The sequence below is a fragment of the Actinosynnema sp. NPDC091369 genome, from assembly GCF_044757065.1.
Classification (GTDB): domain Bacteria; phylum Actinomycetota; class Actinomycetes; order Mycobacteriales; family Pseudonocardiaceae; genus Actinosynnema.
This window is the reverse complement of sequence record NZ_JBIVUG010000001.1, coordinates 788,082-803,020: the sequence shown is the minus strand read 5'-3', so window position 1 is coordinate 803,020 and position 14,939 is coordinate 788,082. Positions and strand designations below refer to the sequence as shown.

The 14,939-nt window shown below is 70.8% G+C and carries 17 protein-coding genes and 1 tRNA gene; 8 read left to right on the top strand and 10 right to left on the bottom strand.

The genetic code is table 11. From position 1 onward, the window contains the following. The first annotated feature begins 47 nt into the window (after positions 1–47). Both ACIQMJ_RS03925 and ACIQMJ_RS03920 read left to right on the top strand, forming a co-directional pair. Positions 48–470: an organic hydroperoxide resistance protein gene (locus ACIQMJ_RS03925; protein ID WP_499759483.1), complete on the top strand. Its 423-nt coding sequence runs from the start codon at positions 48–50 to the stop codon at positions 468–470. 15 nt (positions 471–485) lie between these two features. Then, positions 486–971 (top strand): Dps family protein, encoded by a 486-nt coding sequence (locus ACIQMJ_RS03920; protein WP_499759482.1) that lies wholly within the window; start codon positions 486–488, stop codon positions 969–971. Between the two features lie 168 nt (positions 972–1,139). On the opposite strand, the gene ACIQMJ_RS03915 is transcribed toward ACIQMJ_RS03920, so the two are convergent. Beyond that, complete coding sequence (locus tag ACIQMJ_RS03915) at positions 1,140–2,948, bottom strand: prolyl oligopeptidase family serine peptidase (protein ID WP_499759481.1); 1,809 nt, start codon at positions 2,946–2,948, stop codon at positions 1,140–1,142. After that, positions 2,945–3,736: a class I SAM-dependent methyltransferase gene (locus ACIQMJ_RS03910; protein WP_499759480.1), complete on the bottom strand. Its 792-nt coding sequence runs from the start codon at positions 3,734–3,736 to the stop codon at positions 2,945–2,947. Before ACIQMJ_RS03910 ends, ACIQMJ_RS03915 begins: the two co-directional genes overlap by 4 nt. A gap of 36 nt (positions 3,737–3,772) precedes the next feature. Between ACIQMJ_RS03910 and ACIQMJ_RS03905 the strand changes: the two genes are divergently transcribed. Next, entirely contained in the window at positions 3,773–4,273 is a 501-nt protein-coding gene (locus ACIQMJ_RS03905) for a DUF3291 domain-containing protein (protein WP_499760240.1), read from the top strand. Here the strand turns inward: ACIQMJ_RS03905 and ACIQMJ_RS03900 are convergent. After that, a complete protein-coding gene (locus ACIQMJ_RS03900; protein WP_499759479.1) occupies positions 4,270–4,482 on the bottom strand; it encodes a hypothetical protein in 213 nt (70 codons plus the stop codon). The two genes, ACIQMJ_RS03905 and ACIQMJ_RS03900, sit on opposite strands and share 4 nt — an antisense overlap. 257 nt (positions 4,483–4,739) lie before the next feature. Here ACIQMJ_RS03900 and ACIQMJ_RS03895 point away from each other — a divergent pair, with 257 nt between their 5' ends. The 3 genes from ACIQMJ_RS03895 (at position 4,740) to ACIQMJ_RS03885 (ending at position 6,799) form a co-directional block, all read left to right on the top strand. Beyond that, a complete protein-coding gene (locus ACIQMJ_RS03895; RefSeq protein ID WP_073897285.1) occupies positions 4,740–4,940 on the top strand; it encodes a hypothetical protein in 201 nt (66 codons plus the stop codon). A 128-nt stretch (positions 4,941–5,068) separates the two neighbouring features. Next, a complete protein-coding gene (locus ACIQMJ_RS03890; RefSeq protein ID WP_499759478.1) occupies positions 5,069–5,830 on the top strand; it encodes a class I SAM-dependent methyltransferase in 762 nt (253 codons plus the stop codon). 609 nt (positions 5,831–6,439) lie between these two features. Further along, positions 6,440–6,799 carry a MerR family transcriptional regulator gene (locus ACIQMJ_RS03885; RefSeq protein ID WP_499759477.1) on the top strand — a complete coding sequence of 120 codons (360 nt, stop codon included), beginning with the start codon at positions 6,440–6,442 and terminating at the stop codon, positions 6,797–6,799. Between the two features lie 145 nt (positions 6,800–6,944). Here the strand turns inward: ACIQMJ_RS03885 and ACIQMJ_RS03880 are convergent. Both ACIQMJ_RS03880 and ACIQMJ_RS03875 read right to left on the bottom strand, forming a co-directional pair. Continuing rightward, positions 6,945–7,021 (bottom strand) — tRNA-Pro (locus tag ACIQMJ_RS03880). Positions 7,022–7,046: 25 nt separating this feature from the next. Next, on the bottom strand, positions 7,047–8,006 hold the full coding sequence (locus ACIQMJ_RS03875; RefSeq protein WP_499759476.1) for a metallophosphoesterase: 960 nt from the start codon (positions 8,004–8,006) through the stop codon (positions 7,047–7,049). Positions 8,007–8,070: 64 nt separating this feature from the next. Here ACIQMJ_RS03875 and ACIQMJ_RS03870 point away from each other — a divergent pair, with 64 nt between their 5' ends. Continuing rightward, a complete protein-coding gene (locus ACIQMJ_RS03870; protein WP_499759475.1) occupies positions 8,071–8,538 on the top strand; it encodes a GatB/YqeY domain-containing protein in 468 nt (155 codons plus the stop codon). Positions 8,539–9,108: 570 nt separating this feature from the next. Here the strand turns inward: ACIQMJ_RS03870 and ACIQMJ_RS03865 are convergent. Next, the gene (locus ACIQMJ_RS03865) at positions 9,109–11,577 is read right to left on the bottom strand and encodes a penicillin-binding protein (RefSeq protein WP_499759474.1); all 2,469 of its coding nucleotides are present in this window, start codon (positions 11,575–11,577) and stop codon (positions 9,109–9,111) included. Positions 11,578–11,835: 258 nt separating this feature from the next. Here ACIQMJ_RS03865 and ACIQMJ_RS03860 point away from each other — a divergent pair, with 258 nt between their 5' ends. Beyond that, positions 11,836–12,126 (top strand): WhiB family transcriptional regulator, encoded by a 291-nt coding sequence (locus tag ACIQMJ_RS03860; RefSeq protein ID WP_106616446.1) that lies wholly within the window; start codon positions 11,836–11,838, stop codon positions 12,124–12,126. A 14-nt stretch (positions 12,127–12,140) separates the two neighbouring features. On the opposite strand, the gene bagB is transcribed toward ACIQMJ_RS03860, so the two are convergent. The 4 genes from bagB to ACIQMJ_RS03840 are packed head-to-tail and all read right to left on the bottom strand — an operon-like array spanning position 12,141 to position 14,860. Beyond that, complete coding sequence (bagB, locus tag ACIQMJ_RS03855) at positions 12,141–13,259, bottom strand: ATPase BagB (protein ID WP_499759473.1); 1,119 nt, start codon at positions 13,257–13,259, stop codon at positions 12,141–12,143. After that, positions 13,256–14,248, bottom strand: coding sequence for an ATPase BagA (bagA, locus tag ACIQMJ_RS03850; RefSeq protein ID WP_499759472.1), 993 nt, complete (start codon positions 14,246–14,248; stop codon positions 13,256–13,258). Before bagA ends, bagB begins: the two co-directional genes overlap by 4 nt. A gap of 55 nt (positions 14,249–14,303) precedes the next feature. Next, the gene (locus ACIQMJ_RS03845) at positions 14,304–14,555 is read right to left on the bottom strand and encodes a hypothetical protein (RefSeq protein ID WP_366198446.1); all 252 of its coding nucleotides are present in this window, start codon (positions 14,553–14,555) and stop codon (positions 14,304–14,306) included. Between the two features lie 32 nt (positions 14,556–14,587). Further along, positions 14,588–14,860: a hypothetical protein gene (locus ACIQMJ_RS03840; RefSeq protein ID WP_141979601.1), complete on the bottom strand. Its 273-nt coding sequence runs from the start codon at positions 14,858–14,860 to the stop codon at positions 14,588–14,590. Between the last annotated feature and the right edge of the window lie 79 nt (positions 14,861–14,939).

Genomic DNA, 14,939 nt, shown 5'->3' with positions numbered 1-14,939 from the left:
TGGGCTGATCGACGGGCCCATTCACCAGCTCAAAGGAGAGCGTTCAGATGCAGGTGCTCTACACCGCGGAAGCCATCGCTGTCGGGGACGGTCGCAACGGCGAGGTCCGCTCCTCCGACGGCGTGATCGACGAGCAGCTGTCCACGCCCAAGGAGCTGGGCGGCCCCGGCGGCGACCGGACCAACCCCGAGCAGCTGTTCGCGGCCGGGTACGCGGCGTGCTTCCACAGCGCGCTCAAGGTCGCCGCGCGGCAGGCCAAGGTCCAGATCGGCGAGACGTCGGTGACGGCGAAGGTCGACCTCGGCGCCAACGGCAGCGGCGGCTTCCAGCTCGCGGTGCAGCTGGCGACGCACATCCCGGGCGTCGAGCAGGACGTGGCCGACCGCCTGGCCGCCGCCGCGCACCAGATCTGCCCGTACTCCAACGCCACGCGAGGCAACATCGAGGTGGCTCTCACGACCACCGTCTAAGGAGGCGTCAGACCCATGAGCAAGTCTCAGAAGTCTCCGATCACCAGTTCCCTGTCCGACGCGGACAAGGCGTCGGTCGGGGCGGTGCTCCAGGCCACCCTGGTGGACCTGGTCGACCTGTCCCTGGTGGCCAAGCAGGCGCACTGGAACGTGGTCGGCAAGAACTTCCGCAGCGTCCACCTCCAGCTCGACGAGCTGGTCACGACCGCCCGCACCTACACCGACGAGGTGGCCGAACGGGCCGCCGCGCTCGGCATCTCGCCCGACGGCAAGGCCAAGACGGTCGCCGCGGGCTCGGGCGTGCCGGACTTCCCCGGCGGCTGGCTGAAGGAAGAACAGGTCGTCACCGCCGTCGTGACCGCGCTGGGCGAGCTGATCGGCCGGCTGCGCGACCGCATCGACGAGACCGACAAGTCCGACCTGGTCACCCAGGACCTGCTGATCGAGATCACGAAGAACCTGGAGCAGGCCCACTGGATGTGGCAGGCCCAGCAGGCTTGACCCGTCCCACGGCGCGGGGCCGCCGGACGTCCGGCGGCCCCCGAAAATGTCGGACCGCGCCGGTAAAGTGAAAAGCAGGGGTCCCCCGAGCGGGGACCCCTGCTTGACGTCGTGGTGGGGCGAACGGCCCGCTCTCAGCGGAACGGCCCGGTCAGCGGAACGGCCCGGTCAGAGCACGCGCCGCACGAACGCGACCTCCGCCGCCGTCTGCCGGATGGTCTCCGCGACCACCAGCGAACCGTGCCCCGCGTCGTACCGGTACACCTCGTACGCCGCGCCCCGCGCCGCCAACCGGTCCAGGTAGTTGTCGATCTGCCGGATCGGGCAGCGCGGGTCGTTCTCACCCGCCAGCACCAGCACCGGGGCGCGCACCGCGTCCACGTACGTCAACGGCGAGCACTCGCGGTACCGGTCGGGCAGCTCCTCCGGCGACCCGCCGAACAGCGCCCGGTCGAACGCCCGCAGCGGCTCCATCTCGTCCTCGTAAGCGGCGAGGTAGTCGGCCACCGGCACGCCCGCCACACCCGCAGCCCACCGCTCCGGCTGCGTGCCCAGCGCCAGCAGCGACAGGTACCCGCCCCACGACGCGCCGTTCACCACGCACTTCGCCGGGTCGGCGAACCCGGACCCGACGGCCCAGTCGTGCACCGCCGCCACGTCCTCCAGCTCGGTCAGCCCCGGCCGGCCCTCGATCGCGTCACGCCACTTCGACCCGTACCCGGTGGACCCCCGGTAGTTCACGTGCACCACCGCGAACCCGGCGTCCAACCACACCGCCCGGTAGGCGGAGAACCGGTCCTCGTCGGCCGAGTGCGGCCCGCCGTGCAGGTGGAACACCGTCGGCAGCGGACCGTCGGGCGCACCGGCCGGCCGCGCGACCAGCGCGTGCACGTCGCCCACGAACACGTCGGTCAGGTCGACCGACGGCGGCGCCTTGTGCCCGGCCGGCTCCAGCAGCACGCGCTCGTCCCCGTCGACGTCCAGCACCCGCACCACACCCGGCCGCGCCGCCGACGACCACGAGTACTCCACCGCGCCGTCCGGCCGCACGCCCGCGCTGCCCACCGACCCGTGCGGGGTGTCCAGCGCGTGCAGCGCCCCGGTTCCCAGGTCGTAGCGGTGCAGCGTGTTGCGCGCCTGGAACGTGTGCACGACCAGCAGCGACTTCGCGTCCGGGTACCAGTCGGCGCTGATCTCACCCGGCAGGTCGATGACCACCTCGGTCTCGGTGTCGGCCGCGACGTCCCAGATCAGCAGCTCGTCCTTGCCGCGCCGCTCGTGCCCGACCAGCAGCCGGTTGTCGCCGCGCACCGGGCTGAACGCGATCGCGTCCAGGCCCTTGCCCGGCCCGTCCCACTTCTCCGCCACCTTCTCACCCGACGGGGTGACGACGCGCAGCGCCGCGTGCCGGTTGTCGCCGTGCTCGGAGTGCGACAGCACCACCAGCGTCTCGTCCTTGGACAACGCCGACACGCCGCCGTCGTTCTCGTGCGCGTAGATCACCTCGGCCGGACCGCCGTCCCGCGCGACGTACACCGTGGTGCCGTCGTCGGTGGACGTGCCGACCGCCACCACCCGGTGCCCGATCTCCAACCCGGCCGGGTAGCCCGCCTGCACGCCGTCCACGGCGGGCCGCGGGTCGCCGCCGGGGTGGAACGGCTCGCTGACCCACGTGCCGAACTCGTCGCCGTCGGTGTCGGCGAACCACCAGATCGTCTCGCCGTCCGGGCTGAGCGCGGCGTGCGACGTGCCGTTGGGGCGGTCGGTGACCTTGCGGTGCGTGTCGCTCGCCCGGTCCCAGGCGTAGATCTCCCACACGCCGCTGGAGTTCGACAGGTACAGGCTGCGGTCGGGGGCGTCGTCGGCCCACCCGGGCAGGCTCACGCGCGGGGCCGTGAAGCGGGCCCGCCAGCGGGCTTCGGCCTCGGCGTCGGCGAACAGCGGGTCGGGCACTTCGGCGGTCGGGTGCGTCGTCACACCCCCGATCCTGCCGGCTTCCGCGCGGTGACCAGGTAGTAGTCGACCAGACCCCGCTCGAACGCGGGTAACCAGTTGCGGTCCCAGCCGTCGGGCCGCGGTCCCTGCGCGAGCCACCGGTCCAGGCCGCGCCACACGTGCTCGCCGATGCTGTCGGCCCGCACGTCGGCGAAACCGGCCGCCCGCAGGTCGCGCAGCACGTCGTCGACCCGGTGCGCCCGGTCCAGGCCGGTGGCGAACGTCCTGAGCACCCCGGCCAGCCGCGCACCCGCGTCCCCGGTCCTGGTGAAGAACGTGGTCACGGCCAACCGGCCGCCCGGCGCGAGCACGCGGGCGCTCTCCCGGGCGAACGCCGGCACGTCCTCGAAGTGCTGGGCCGCCTCCACCGACAGCAGCGCGTCGAACGAACCGCCTGGGAACGGCAGGTCGTCGCACGAGCCCTGGACGAACACCACCCGCGGGTCGTCGTTGGCCGCCGCCGCCCGCGCCACCTGCTCCGGCATCAGGTCCACGCCCCGCACCAGCGCGGGCTCCCGGAGCAGCACCCGACGCGCGCCCACGCCGCGCCCCGAGCCGACCTCGATCACCCGGTCACCCGGCCCGACGCCGACCGCGTCGACGACCAGGTCGTACAGCGCCCGCTCGGAGGCGATCCGGTGCTCCACGGTCAGCTCGCCGTCCAGCGGGATGCCCGCCCAGTAGCCGAAGTTGATGAAGCCGCCGGCGAACACCGGCAACGCCGCCAGGTCTCCCGCGCCGTAGGCCCGCCGCAGTTCGAGATCTCCCATGACCTCGATGTTCCCGATTAGCGTGCGGGTATGACGGTGGAGAGCTTCGACTTGGCGCAGGTGAACATCGGGCGCATGCGCGCGCCGCTGGACAGCCCGGTGATGGCCGGTTTCGTGGCGGCGCTGGAGCCGGTGAACGCCGTGGCCGACCGTGCGCCGGGCTTCCGGTGGCGGTTGCAGACCGAGGACGGCGACGCGACCGCGCTGCGGGTCTTCGACGACGAGTGGCTGCTGGTGAACATGTCGACGTGGGCGTCGCACCAGGCGCTGGTGGACTACGTGTACGGGCCGGAGCACGTGGCCGTGCTGCGGGAGCGCCGGCAGTACTTCGAGCGGCCGGTGGAGGCGATGACCGCGCTGTGGTGGGTGCCCGCCGGTCACCGGCCGACCGTGGCGCAGGCGCAGGAACGGCTGGTGAGCCTGCGCGAGCACGGCCCGACGCCGTTCGCGTTCACGTTGCGTGAGACGTTCCCGGCGCCGGGTGCGACGGAGGGTGACCTCGTGGTGCGCGACCTGGCGGGCTGCGGGGTCGACTAGCGGTCGAGTTCCTCGTCCAGGATCCGGTCCAGCTTGTCCGACGCGCGGCGCAGCGCGCGGTGGGCCAGGGCGATGAGCGCGACGGCCGTGCCGATGACGACAGCCGCGACGGGCGAGCCCAGAACCGCGGCCACACCGGCTAAACCGAGCGCGACCTGGGTCCACGCGACGACGGGGACCCAGCTCTTCGCGGCTGTGCTGGTGCTCATGGTGCATCTCCCTGCTGGCGGTGGCGGGCGCCGGAGCGGACGCGTCGACTCGTCGTCGTTCCCAGACCCGCCGCTCGTTACGCAACGTCACGTGAATCGGCAACCTTCACTCGATCGGGTTAACGGAACGTGACGGGAGCTCGCACTGCTGGGCCGTTTGGCAATTAGGCAACAGCGAGGAGTAGTTCGTAACGCTCACGTTGGTCCGAACGAATCACGAGGTACACGGTGGTGGCAGCGCAGGGGAGGTCTGACCGATGATCGAGAACACGGTTCGGCAGGGCGGTCGCGTCGGGTGCGTCGACGCCCTGGGTCGTCGGCGGACGCTCGAGGTGTCGCTCACCGAAGAGGGCAACGTCTGCATCCACACCCCGCCCGGCGAGTCCGCGAAGCTCGACTGGAACGAGGTCGGCGAACTCCTCCGGCGCCTCGCGGAGCTGCGACCGCACGTGAAGTGACGTCCGGTCGACGCGGCCGGGAGGGCCCAGCGGACCTCCCGGCCCTCGGTGCCCGCCCGTGCCGCCTGAGCGGCCCGGCTCGGTGAAAACCGCTCGCCCGCCCCCGACCGCGCCGGTCCAATGGGCGGATGATCGACCACACGGAACTCAACCGCCGCCACTGGGAGGACCACGCCGCCGCCGCGCACGGACCGCTGGCCCGCGAGCACTGGTCGCGGACCGAACCGTGCTGGGGGCTGTGGGCCACCCCGGAGTCGGAGATCGGCGTCCTGCCACCGGACCTGCCCGGCATGGACGTCGTCGAACTCGGCTGCGGCACCGCCTACGTCTCCGCCTGGCTGGCCCGGCTCGACGCGCGCCCCGTCGGCATCGACATCTCCGCCCGCCAGCTCGACACCGCCCGCGAGATGCAGGCCGAGTTCGGCCTCGACTTCCCCCTCATCCAGGGCGACGCCGAACAGGTGCCCCGCGAGGACGCCACCTTCGACCTCGCCATCAGCGAGTACGGCGCCTCCCTCTGGTGCGACCCGCGCCGCTGGATCCCCGAAGCCGCCCGCCTCCTGCGCCCGGGCGGCCACCTGGTCTTCCTCAGCCGGTCCCCGCTGTTCGCCCTCTGCGCCCGCGACGGCGAGACCGCGTCCACCGCGCTGCAACGCCCGCAGTTCGGCCTGCGGCGCGTCGACCACGGCAGCTCCGCCGAGTTCACCCTCCCGCACGGCGACATGCTGCGGCTGCTGCGCTCGTCCGGCTTCACCGTGGACGACCTGATCGAGATCCGGGCCCCCGAACCGGCCCACCGCGAGTACTCCGAGGTGTCGTCGGCCTGGGCCCGCCAATGGCCCAGCGAGGAGATCTGGAAGGCGCGTCTGACATCTCCGCAGGTGAGGTAGTCACGCTCACCCGAACGAGAAAATCTGTGATCGCTGGAGTAGACATTCGCACGCAGTCGTGTGTAGTGTGCTCGTTGTACGAGAGAGAACGTCCGAACGGCACGGGAGATGACGAACTACCCGTGATGCACGTGGGCGGTAGGGCACAAGTAGTACCGGGAACGCAACCGATTTACGCCAGACAGCAGTGAGCGAACCCGGAGCCGACCGCCACGCGAGTGAAGTGGCACGACGGCCAGGCGCGCTGGAGCCGATCAGTGGAAGGGGTTCCAGCACGGTGGCCGAGCGGTCGGCGAGGTGGCCGGAGCAAGCGAGAAGTCCGGTGCCGACCGCTGAACGACGACAGGAAGATCGGTAATCAGAGGAGAAGGGACGGGTTGCACACCATCGGATCGCCTGCCTCAGGCTGAAGTCGAGCCGGGCGGGTACCGCAGTCCAGAAAGATTGGAAGGTGGTCTCCGGTTACGCAAATGCGATCCTCGCGGTCTCCGCAGCTCGTGCGGATGACGCGGACACAGTAAGCCGGCCTCACGGCCGGTTGGTGGGAACCCATAACCCTGGGGCCCCGGCGCCGAGTGGCGCCGGGGCCCCTCGTGGCGCGGAGGTGCGATGACCCCAGAGAAGAACGAGCCGCGACCCGCGGCCGGCAAGTTGGACGACGACCACTACCCCGCCTACACCATGGGCAGAGCCGCGGAGATGCTCGGCACCACGCCGGGATTCCTGCGCAGCCTGGACGAGGCGAAGCTGATCGAGCCCCAGCGCTCATCAGGCGGCCACCGCCGCTACTCCCGCAGCCAACTCCGGTTGGCCGCCCGGGTCAGGGAACTGGTCGACCAGGGCACCGGCCTCGACGCCGCGTGCCGCATCGTCACCCTGGAAGACCAGCTCCAGGAAGCCAGGGCCCTCAACGAGCAGAACCAACCCCCGGAACCCGACCAGGTCTACCCGCCCCTGCGCGGCGTCTGACCGACCGGGAACCCACCACGCACGAGGAGCCGTCACGGACCCACCATCCGTGACGCGCCCGGCGGGTGCCGCGAACCACAACCCCGGCCCCACCTCCGCGCACACCACAAGGCCCGGCCCACCTGACGGTGGACCGGGCCTGATCTGGTCGGGGTGACAGGATTTGAACCTGCGACCTCTTCGTCCCGAACGAAGCGCGCTACCAAACTGCGCCACACCCCGGTCTTGCTCTCGAACGAGGAGAACTCTACCTGACGTTCCCACCCACTCCGAACCGGGTATCCCTTTTCGCGTCGGACGCATCCTGACCTGCGTCAACGGGTCGCGGCACCAAGGTCAGCAGGCTCGCCTCCGGCGGGCACGCGAAGCGCACGGGCGCGTAGGGCGACGTGCCCAGGCCCGCCGAGACGTTCAGCCACATGTGCGCACCCCACCGCGAGACGCCACGAGCACGCGAGCGGTCCAGTTCGCAGTTCGTCACGATCGCGCCGTAGCCCGGGATGCGCAGCTGACCGCCGTGCGTGTGACCCGCCAGCACCAGGTCGTACCCCTCGGCCGCGAACGGGTCCAGCACCCGCGGCTCCGGGGAGTGCGTGACGCCCAGGCGCAGCGGCACGTCCGGCAGCGGACCGCTGATCTCCTCGAACCGGTCCCGCTTCAGGTGCGGGTCGTCCAGGCCCGCGGCGAAGATCTCCAGGCCGTTCACCTCGAACCGGCGACGGACGTGCGTCAGGTCCAGCCAGCCGTGCTCGATCATCGCCGCGCGCAGGTCCCGCCACGGCAGCGGGATGCCGTGGATGCGCTTCGTCTTCGCCGACGGCAGCAGGTAGCGCGCCGGGTTCTTCGGGCGCGGCGCGTAGTAGTCGTTGCTGCCGAACACGAACACGCCGGGACGGTTCAGCAGCGGGCCCAACGCGCGCACCACCGCCGGCACGGCCTGCTTGTGCGCCAGGTTGTCCCCGGTGTTCACCACCAGGTCCGGTTCCAGCTCGTCCAGCGCCGCGACCCACCGCTGCTTGGACTTCTGCCCCGGCATCATGTGCAGGTCCGACAGGTGCAGCACGCGCAGCGGCGCGGAACCGGGCGCGAGCACCGGCACCGTCGCCTCGCGCAATGTCCACCGCCTCCGCTCGATGCCCGCCGCGTAGGCGAGCGTGGCGGTGCCGAGGGCGGTCGTGGCAAGCAGCGTTCGGCCGAGCGTCTTCACGTGGTCGAGGGTAGGGGGTTAACCGATTCGGGGTGAGACGGGCTTCCCGGTACCGTTCCGGCCCATGGCGGAGTTGAAGGCGCGGTTGCAGGCGGACCTGACGGCGGCGATCAAGAACCGGGAGACGGTCCGGGCGGGCGCGCTGCGCATGACGCTGGCCGCCCTGACCACCGAAGAGGTCTCCGGCAAGACCGCGCGCGAGCTCAGCGACGACGAGGTGCTCAAGGTCATCACCCGCGAGGTGAAGAAGCGCAAGGAGGCCGCGGAAGCCTTCGCCGGCGCCGGCCGCACCGAGCAGGCCGAACTGGAGCAGGCCGAGTCCAAGGTGCTGGAGGCGTACCTGCCCGCGCAGCTGGACGACGCCGAACTGGCCACCCTCGTCGACGCCGCCATCGCCCAGGTCGCGGAGCAGCTCGGCGAACGGCCGGGCCAGCGCCAGATGGGCCAGGTCATGAAGGCCGTCAACGCCCAGGTGGCGGGCCGCGCCGACGGCGGCCGCGTCGCCGCTGCGGTCAAGGCCAAGTTGATCTAAGGTCGCTCCCGAAGGCGCTCCGCAGGGCCTCCCGCAGGTCGAGAACGGTCGCCCCGAACACGATCGGGTGAACATCGCCCGAAAATGTACGGAAACACTGTTCTCGTACCTCGGTTGAAAACCAGCGGAGCGCCTCGACCACCACCCGACCCCGACCCCGAGACCGCGACCACGACCCCAGACCGCGACCCGCTGCCACCCACCAACCCCCGCCGCCCGACTCGGCCACCAGCCGCCGCCGCAACCCAGCAGCCGCCGGGACCCAGCAGCCGCCGGGACTCGACCGCAGCTTGGCCTGGGCGAGCGCAGGATCTGAGCGGGCGCAGGGCCGAGCGAGTGCAGGGGCCGGAGAGCCACGGAGGGGTCGGGCGACTGCGGCGGAACCATCGACCACGCCGCCGCCGAAGACCGGATACCCCCGTCACGGGAACGTCGGCCAAGCCGCCACCGGGAACCACACCCGCTGCACGGCGAACGCCTGACGGGAACCGCCGACTCGCCGGACGCGCTGCGGACGCGGGATCGCGCTACGCGGGCCCGCGGGCCCGAAGTCAGCGGCCCGGGTTGGGGTCAGCGGCGGGGTGGATCGGTGGGGATGGTGATTTGGGGTGGGCCCGTGGGGCGGCCCGGTTCGGGGCGGTTGGGGTCGCCTTGGCCCGGAGGTGGGGGTTCGGTGGCCGGTGGTGGTTCGGTCGGTTGGGGTGGGGGGACGTAGCCCGTCGACACCAGCAGGGTGATCACGGTGCCCTTGAGGGCGCTGCCGCGTGGGGTCTGGCTGACGACTTGGCCCTTCGGCTGCTCCGAGTTCCGGTTCTGGGCGGAGACCTTGTAGCCCGCCTGTTCGAGGATGCGGGTGGCGTCGTTGACGTTGCGGCCGACGACGTCCGGCACGCGGATTTCGTTGCCGCCCTTCAGGTAGCGCTCCTCGACGGCGGGGAGGCCGCGCACCGGCAGTCCTTCGTGGACCTTCGTCATCGTGTCGAACCACGTCCGCGCGGGCACCGTGCCGCCGTAGATGTCACCCTTGCCGCACAACCGGGGCGGCCCGGCGTTGACGCAAATGCCGCGCGGTTCCACGCCGTCGTTGAACGTCTGCACGGCACCCGCGAAGTCCGGCGTCGCGCCGATGAACGCGGCCGACTTGTAGTCCTCCGTCGTCCCCGTCTTGCCCATCATCGGCCGCGTCCACTTGAACTGGCGGGCCGCGGCGGCCGCGGTGCCGCTGCCCTGGTCGTCCTTGGACATCCCCACGGCCAGGCCGTTGGCCAGCGGTTCGGCCACGACCTGCTCGCACGGGGCCTCGTTGATCGGCACCGGCTGGCCGTTGCGGTCCACGATCTGGCTGATCGGGGACGGCGGGCACCACACGCCGCCGCTCATGATCGTCGCCGCCACGTTCGCCAGCTCCAGCGTGCTCACCGGCGCGGGGCTCAGCGTGAACGACGCGTTGCCGCCGTTGGACTTGTAGAACTCGGTCTGCGAGATCCGCAGCTCCTTGTTCTTCGCCTTCGGGTCGGGCCGCACGCCCGCGATGTTCGTCGCCATCGTCTCGCGCATCCCCAACCGGGACGCCATGTCGACCACCGGGTCCATGCCCAGCTGCTCTTCCAGGATCACGAACCCGGTGTTCGGCGACGTCTGCAACGCCGTCTGCAACGACATCTGCGCCGGGTACGTGGACGACGCGTTGCCCAGGCAGTACCACCGCGTGTTCGGCTCACCGGTCGGCGGGCACTTGTCCCCACCGCCCTTGAACACCCGCGACACGTACGAGTTCGGCGTGGCGATCGTGTTCTCGATCCCCATGCCCTTCTCCAGCGCCGCCGCGGCCGTGAACACCTTGTAGACCGACCCCGCGCCGAACTTGTTCTCCACCCCGGACGGCAGGTCGAACTGGGTCTGGAACTGGTCGGCCTTCAACCCGTAGTCCCGGTTCGCCACCAGCGCCACGACCTCGTGCCGCTCCTTGCCCGGCCGCACGACCGCCATCGTGTTCGCGATCCCGTCGGTCGACTTCGCGACCTGCGCCTCCGCCGACCGCTTCGCCTGATCGGTGATCGTGCGGTCCAAAGTGGTCCGGATCGTGTACCCGCCGGTCTTCAACTGCTCCAGGCTGAAACCGTTGCGCTCCAGGTAGGTCAGCGCGTACGAGCAGAAGAACCCGTGCTCCGGCCCGGCCCCGATGCACCCGTTGGGCGGCGTCCGCACCGGCGACGCCAACCCCAGCGGCTCGGCCTTCGCCGCCTCCGCCGCGTCCCGCGACAGCTTGTCGTTCTCGACCATCTTGTCGATCACCTGGTTGCGCCGCTCCAACGCCTTCTCCGGGAACACCTCCGGGTTCAGCGCCGACGGGCTGTTGACCATGCCCGCGAGCATCGCCGACTGCGACACGGTCAGCGCGTCGGGCGTGGTGTTGAAGTACGCCTGCGACGCCGCCGCGATGCCGTAGATCGTCGACCCGAACGGCACCACGTTCAGGTACCGGGCGAGGATTTCCTCCTTGCCCAGCTGGCTCTCCAGTTGCAGCGAGATCCGCCATTCACGCGCCTTGCGCGCGACCGTCTGCTCCTGCGCCTTCTGCTGCTCCACCTGGTTGTTGCGCGCGACGACGTGCACCAGGTAGTTCTTCACGTACTGCTGCGTGAGCGTGGAGGCACCCTGGGTGACCGATCCGCTGAACTGGTTGGTCAGCCCGGCCCGGATCGTGCCCCGCCAGTCCACGCCCTGGTGCTCGTAGAACCGGCGGTCCTCGACGGAGACCAGCGCGGCCTTCATCGTCGGCGAGATCTTGTCCGGCGGGACCAGCACCCGGTACTGGTCGTACAGGTACGCGATCGGCGCGCCGTCCTTGTCGGTGACCGTGGAGATCACCGGCGGGTCGGTCGTGACCAGGTCCGCGGAGATGCTGTCGACCGTGTCGCTGGCTCTGTTCGACACCATGCCCAGCGAGCCCACGACAGGGAACAACATGCCTGCCAGCAGCACCCCGGCCAGCAGACACAGTCCGAGCAGTTTCAGCACGCCGTTCCTGGCTCGCATGCAGGTCAGCGTACGCGGCACCTGAAGAGGTGATCGAGATCGCGCACAGTTGATTACCCAGGATGAGTACTCGTACTCAAGACAGGTAACAGGTGGGCAACCCAGGGTTGGAGGTGGAACCAGAAGGCTCTACAGTCCGTCACTGTCCAAGACAGCAGCCCACGGCATGACCACTCGTTGGTGAGCCTACGGCATCCGCGGCAGGGGTGTGGCGGATTTAGGAAGTCTGGACACTGTGTGAACTGAGGTGGGGGAGATATGCAGCAGGGGGATTGGCGGATCAAGGCGTCGTGCCGTGATGAGGAGCCGGACCAGCTCTTCGTCCGCGGTGCGGAGCAGCGCAAGGCCAAGGTGGTGTGCCTGGGTTGCCCGGTGCGCACCGAGTGCCTTGCCGAGGCCCTGGACAACCGGATCGAGTTCGGCGTCTGGGGCGGCATGACCGAGCGTGAACGGCGGGCGCTGCTGCGGCGTCGCCCGGACGTCACCTCATGGCACGAGCTCCTCGACACCGCACGTCAGGAGCACCACGAGGAGTCCAAGGTCGGTTAGCCGGCCGGGCTCCGCTACTCGCCCGCCAACCTCCGACCGATCTCGTGCAGGCCGTCCAGGTCGTGCACGTCGGTGGGGAGCGCGGGTACCCCGATCAGCGGAACACCAGGGTGCGCACGGGTGAATCGCGCGAGCAGTCGCTTCTCCCGATCGGCGACGGCCACGCGATCCGCGTGCACCCGCAACACCGCGGCAGCCAGCGGGGCGTCCCCAGTGCGCTCGAGCCGGTCCGCCGCCGCCAACGCACCGGGTGCCGGCAAGGGGGCCAGCACCGGGTGCGTCCGGTTCGCGACCAGGCCGGTCAACGGCATCCGTTCCGCGCTCAACCGCTCCACGAAGTAGCTGGCCTCGCGCAACGCGTCCGGTTCGGCCGCCGCGACCACCAGGAACCCGGTTCCGGGTGATCGCAGCAGCTCGTAGGTGGCCTGGGCGCGTTGCCGGAAGCCACCGAACATGCTGTCGAACGCCTGCACGAACGTCGACGCGTCCTGCAGGAGTTGGCCGCCGACGATGGTGGACACGGCTTTGGTGAACAGGCCGAAGCCCGCGCCCACGATCTTGCGGATGCCGCGCCCGCCCGCACGGGCGGGCGCCGACAGCATCCGGATCAGCTTGCCGTCGAGCACCGTCGACAGCCGCTGCGGCGCGTCCAGGAAGTCCAGCGCCGACCGGCTCGGCGGCGTGTCGACCACGACCAGGTCCCACTCGTCGCGCTCGACCAACTGGCCCAGCTTCTCCATCGCCATGTACTCCTGCGTGCCGGAGAACGACGTGGAGATCGTCTGGTAGAACGGGTTCGCCAGGATCTGCTCGGCCCGCTCCCGACCGGCGTGCTGCCACACCATGTCGTCGAACGTGCGGCGCATGTCCAGCATCATCGCGTGCAGCTCGCCCTTGTCGACGTCGAGCGCGTCGACCCGCCGCGGCTGGTTGTCCAGCTCCCCGAGGCCCAGCGACTGCGCCAGCCGCCGCGCCGGGTCGATGGTCAGCACGACGGCACGCCGGCCGCGTTCGGCGGCCCGCACCGCCAGCGCCGCCGCCGTGGTCGTCTTGCCGACGCCACCGGAACCGCAGCACACCAGCACCCGGGTCTCCGGGTTGTCCAGCAGCGCGTCGACGTCCAGCCGGTTCACCGCACACCTCGCCCGACCAGCACCTCGGCCAGCTCGTAGAGCGCGGCCACGTCCACCCCGTCGGTCAGCTCGGGCAGCTCCAGCGTCGGCAGGTCCGCCTCGGCCAGCTTGTCCTTCGCCCGCTCCTCCATGCGGATGCGCAACGCGTGCTCCACGGTCTGCTCGACCAGCCCGTCCAGCACGTCGACGTCCACGTCGAGGCCCGCCGCCTCCAGCCCGGCCCGCACCCGCCCGGCGTCGACCCGCCCCTCGGACGCCGACGCGACCGACCGCGCGGGCAACCGCGGCGGGCTGACCCGGTTCACGAACACCGCGCCGGGCCGCAGGTCCGCGGCGTCCAGCTCGGCCACCGCGTCCAACGTCTCGCGCACCGGCATCTCCTCCAGCAGCGCCACCAGGTGCACCGCCGTGTCGCCGGAGTGCAGCAGTTTCACCACGCCCTCGCTCTGGCCCTTGATCGGCCCGACCTTGGCGAGGTCGGCCATGGCCCTGGTGACGTCCAGGAACCGGACCACCCGACCGGTCGGCGGCGCGTCGAGCACGACGGCGTCGTACTCGTGCCGCCCGGTCTTGCCCGCGCGGCGCACGCACTCCTTGACCTTGCCGGTGAGCAGCACGTCCCGCAGGCCGGGGGCGAGGGTGGTGGCGAACTCGATCGCGCCCATCTTCTTCAACGTCCGGCCGGCGAAGCCGAGGTTGTAGAACATGTCGAGGTATTCGAGCAGCGCCGCCTCGGGGTCCACGGCGAGCGCGCGCACCTCACCACCACCGGGCGCGGACGCGATCCGCTCCTCGGAGTAGGGCAGCGGCGGCCGGTCGAACAGCTGCGCGATGCCCTGCCGGTTCTCCACCTCCACCAGCAGCACGCGCCGTCCGCCGGTGGCCAGCGCCAGCGCGAGCGCGGCGGCGACCGTAGTCTTGCCGGTCCCGCCCTTGCCCGTCACCACGTGCAGCCGCGCACGGGCGAGTTCGTCGGTCCAGCCGTTCACCAGATCAGCCTATGCGCGCGGCCCTGAGAACCGCTGGCCACGCCGCCCGCCACGGTCAGTCCCACATGGTGACGAACACCACCGCGATGGCGGTCGCCGCGACGACGCCCCAGGCCAGGACCGACGGCAGCACGTACGCGATCAGCACCGCCACGACCGCGACGATCACCGCCCCGACGAGTAACGCCCGCATCACGTCGGACCGCCTGGCCCCCTTGCGATCCCGCGCCTGGGCCATGCCGACGAGGATCATCACCAGCCCGCCCAGCAGGAACGCGCCGGTGGCGACGAGCCGCCACGTTTCCACGTGATCAACGCTAGCCCGCTGTGACCACCCCGTCACGTCACGCTTTGGTGCTCCCGCATCACCTCCTCCGCCCGCTCCACCCACACCAGGCGCGCCCGCGCCGTCTTGTCGATCGCGAAGTACCACAGCGCCCGCTCCGCGCTCGTGGTCGAGATCCGCAGGCCCGGACCGCCTTCGGGTCCCGTGACCTCCGCCGTGCCGTCCCCGAAGTCCAGGCCCCACGCCGCGACCCACCCGTCCTCGGCGTCCTCCTGGACGATCGCGAACAGCTTCGGTGCCTCCGCGACCACTTCTGCGTCTTCCATGGCTGAATGCTAGCGTTCGAACCGTTCAAATCCCCGAAATCGAATGAGTGAAGTTCGGGCGACTGATCGTCACTGACAG

Excerpts from the sequence above, each read along its gene's own strand:
- ACIQMJ_RS03860 (WP_106616446.1), top strand. The coding sequence starts at position 11,836 with ATGCAGCAGGGGGATTGGCGGATCAAGGCGTCGTGCCGTGATGAGGAG.
- ACIQMJ_RS03870 (WP_499759475.1), top strand. The coding sequence starts at position 8,071 with ATGGCGGAGTTGAAGGCGCGGTTGCAGGCGGACCTGACGGCGGCGATC.
- ACIQMJ_RS03895 (WP_073897285.1), top strand. The coding sequence starts at position 4,740 with ATGATCGAGAACACGGTTCGGCAGGGCGGTCGCGTCGGGTGCGTCGAC.
- ACIQMJ_RS03925 (WP_499759483.1), top strand. The coding sequence starts at position 48 with ATGCAGGTGCTCTACACCGCGGAAGCCATCGCTGTCGGGGACGGTCGC.
- ACIQMJ_RS03920 (WP_499759482.1), top strand. The coding sequence starts at position 486 with ATGAGCAAGTCTCAGAAGTCTCCGATCACCAGTTCCCTGTCCGACGCG.
- ACIQMJ_RS03885 (WP_499759477.1), top strand. The coding sequence starts at position 6,440 with ATGACCCCAGAGAAGAACGAGCCGCGACCCGCGGCCGGCAAGTTGGAC.
- ACIQMJ_RS03910 (WP_499759480.1), bottom strand. The coding sequence starts at position 3,736 with ATGGGAGATCTCGAACTGCGGCGGGCCTACGGCGCGGGAGACCTGGCG.
- ACIQMJ_RS03890 (WP_499759478.1), top strand. The coding sequence starts at position 5,069 with ATGATCGACCACACGGAACTCAACCGCCGCCACTGGGAGGACCACGCC.
- ACIQMJ_RS03865 (WP_499759474.1), bottom strand. The coding sequence starts at position 11,577 with ATGCGAGCCAGGAACGGCGTGCTGAAACTGCTCGGACTGTGTCTGCTG.
- ACIQMJ_RS03900 (WP_499759479.1), bottom strand. The coding sequence starts at position 4,482 with ATGAGCACCAGCACAGCCGCGAAGAGCTGGGTCCCCGTCGTCGCGTGG.
- ACIQMJ_RS03840 (WP_141979601.1), bottom strand. The coding sequence starts at position 14,860 with ATGGAAGACGCAGAAGTGGTCGCGGAGGCACCGAAGCTGTTCGCGATC.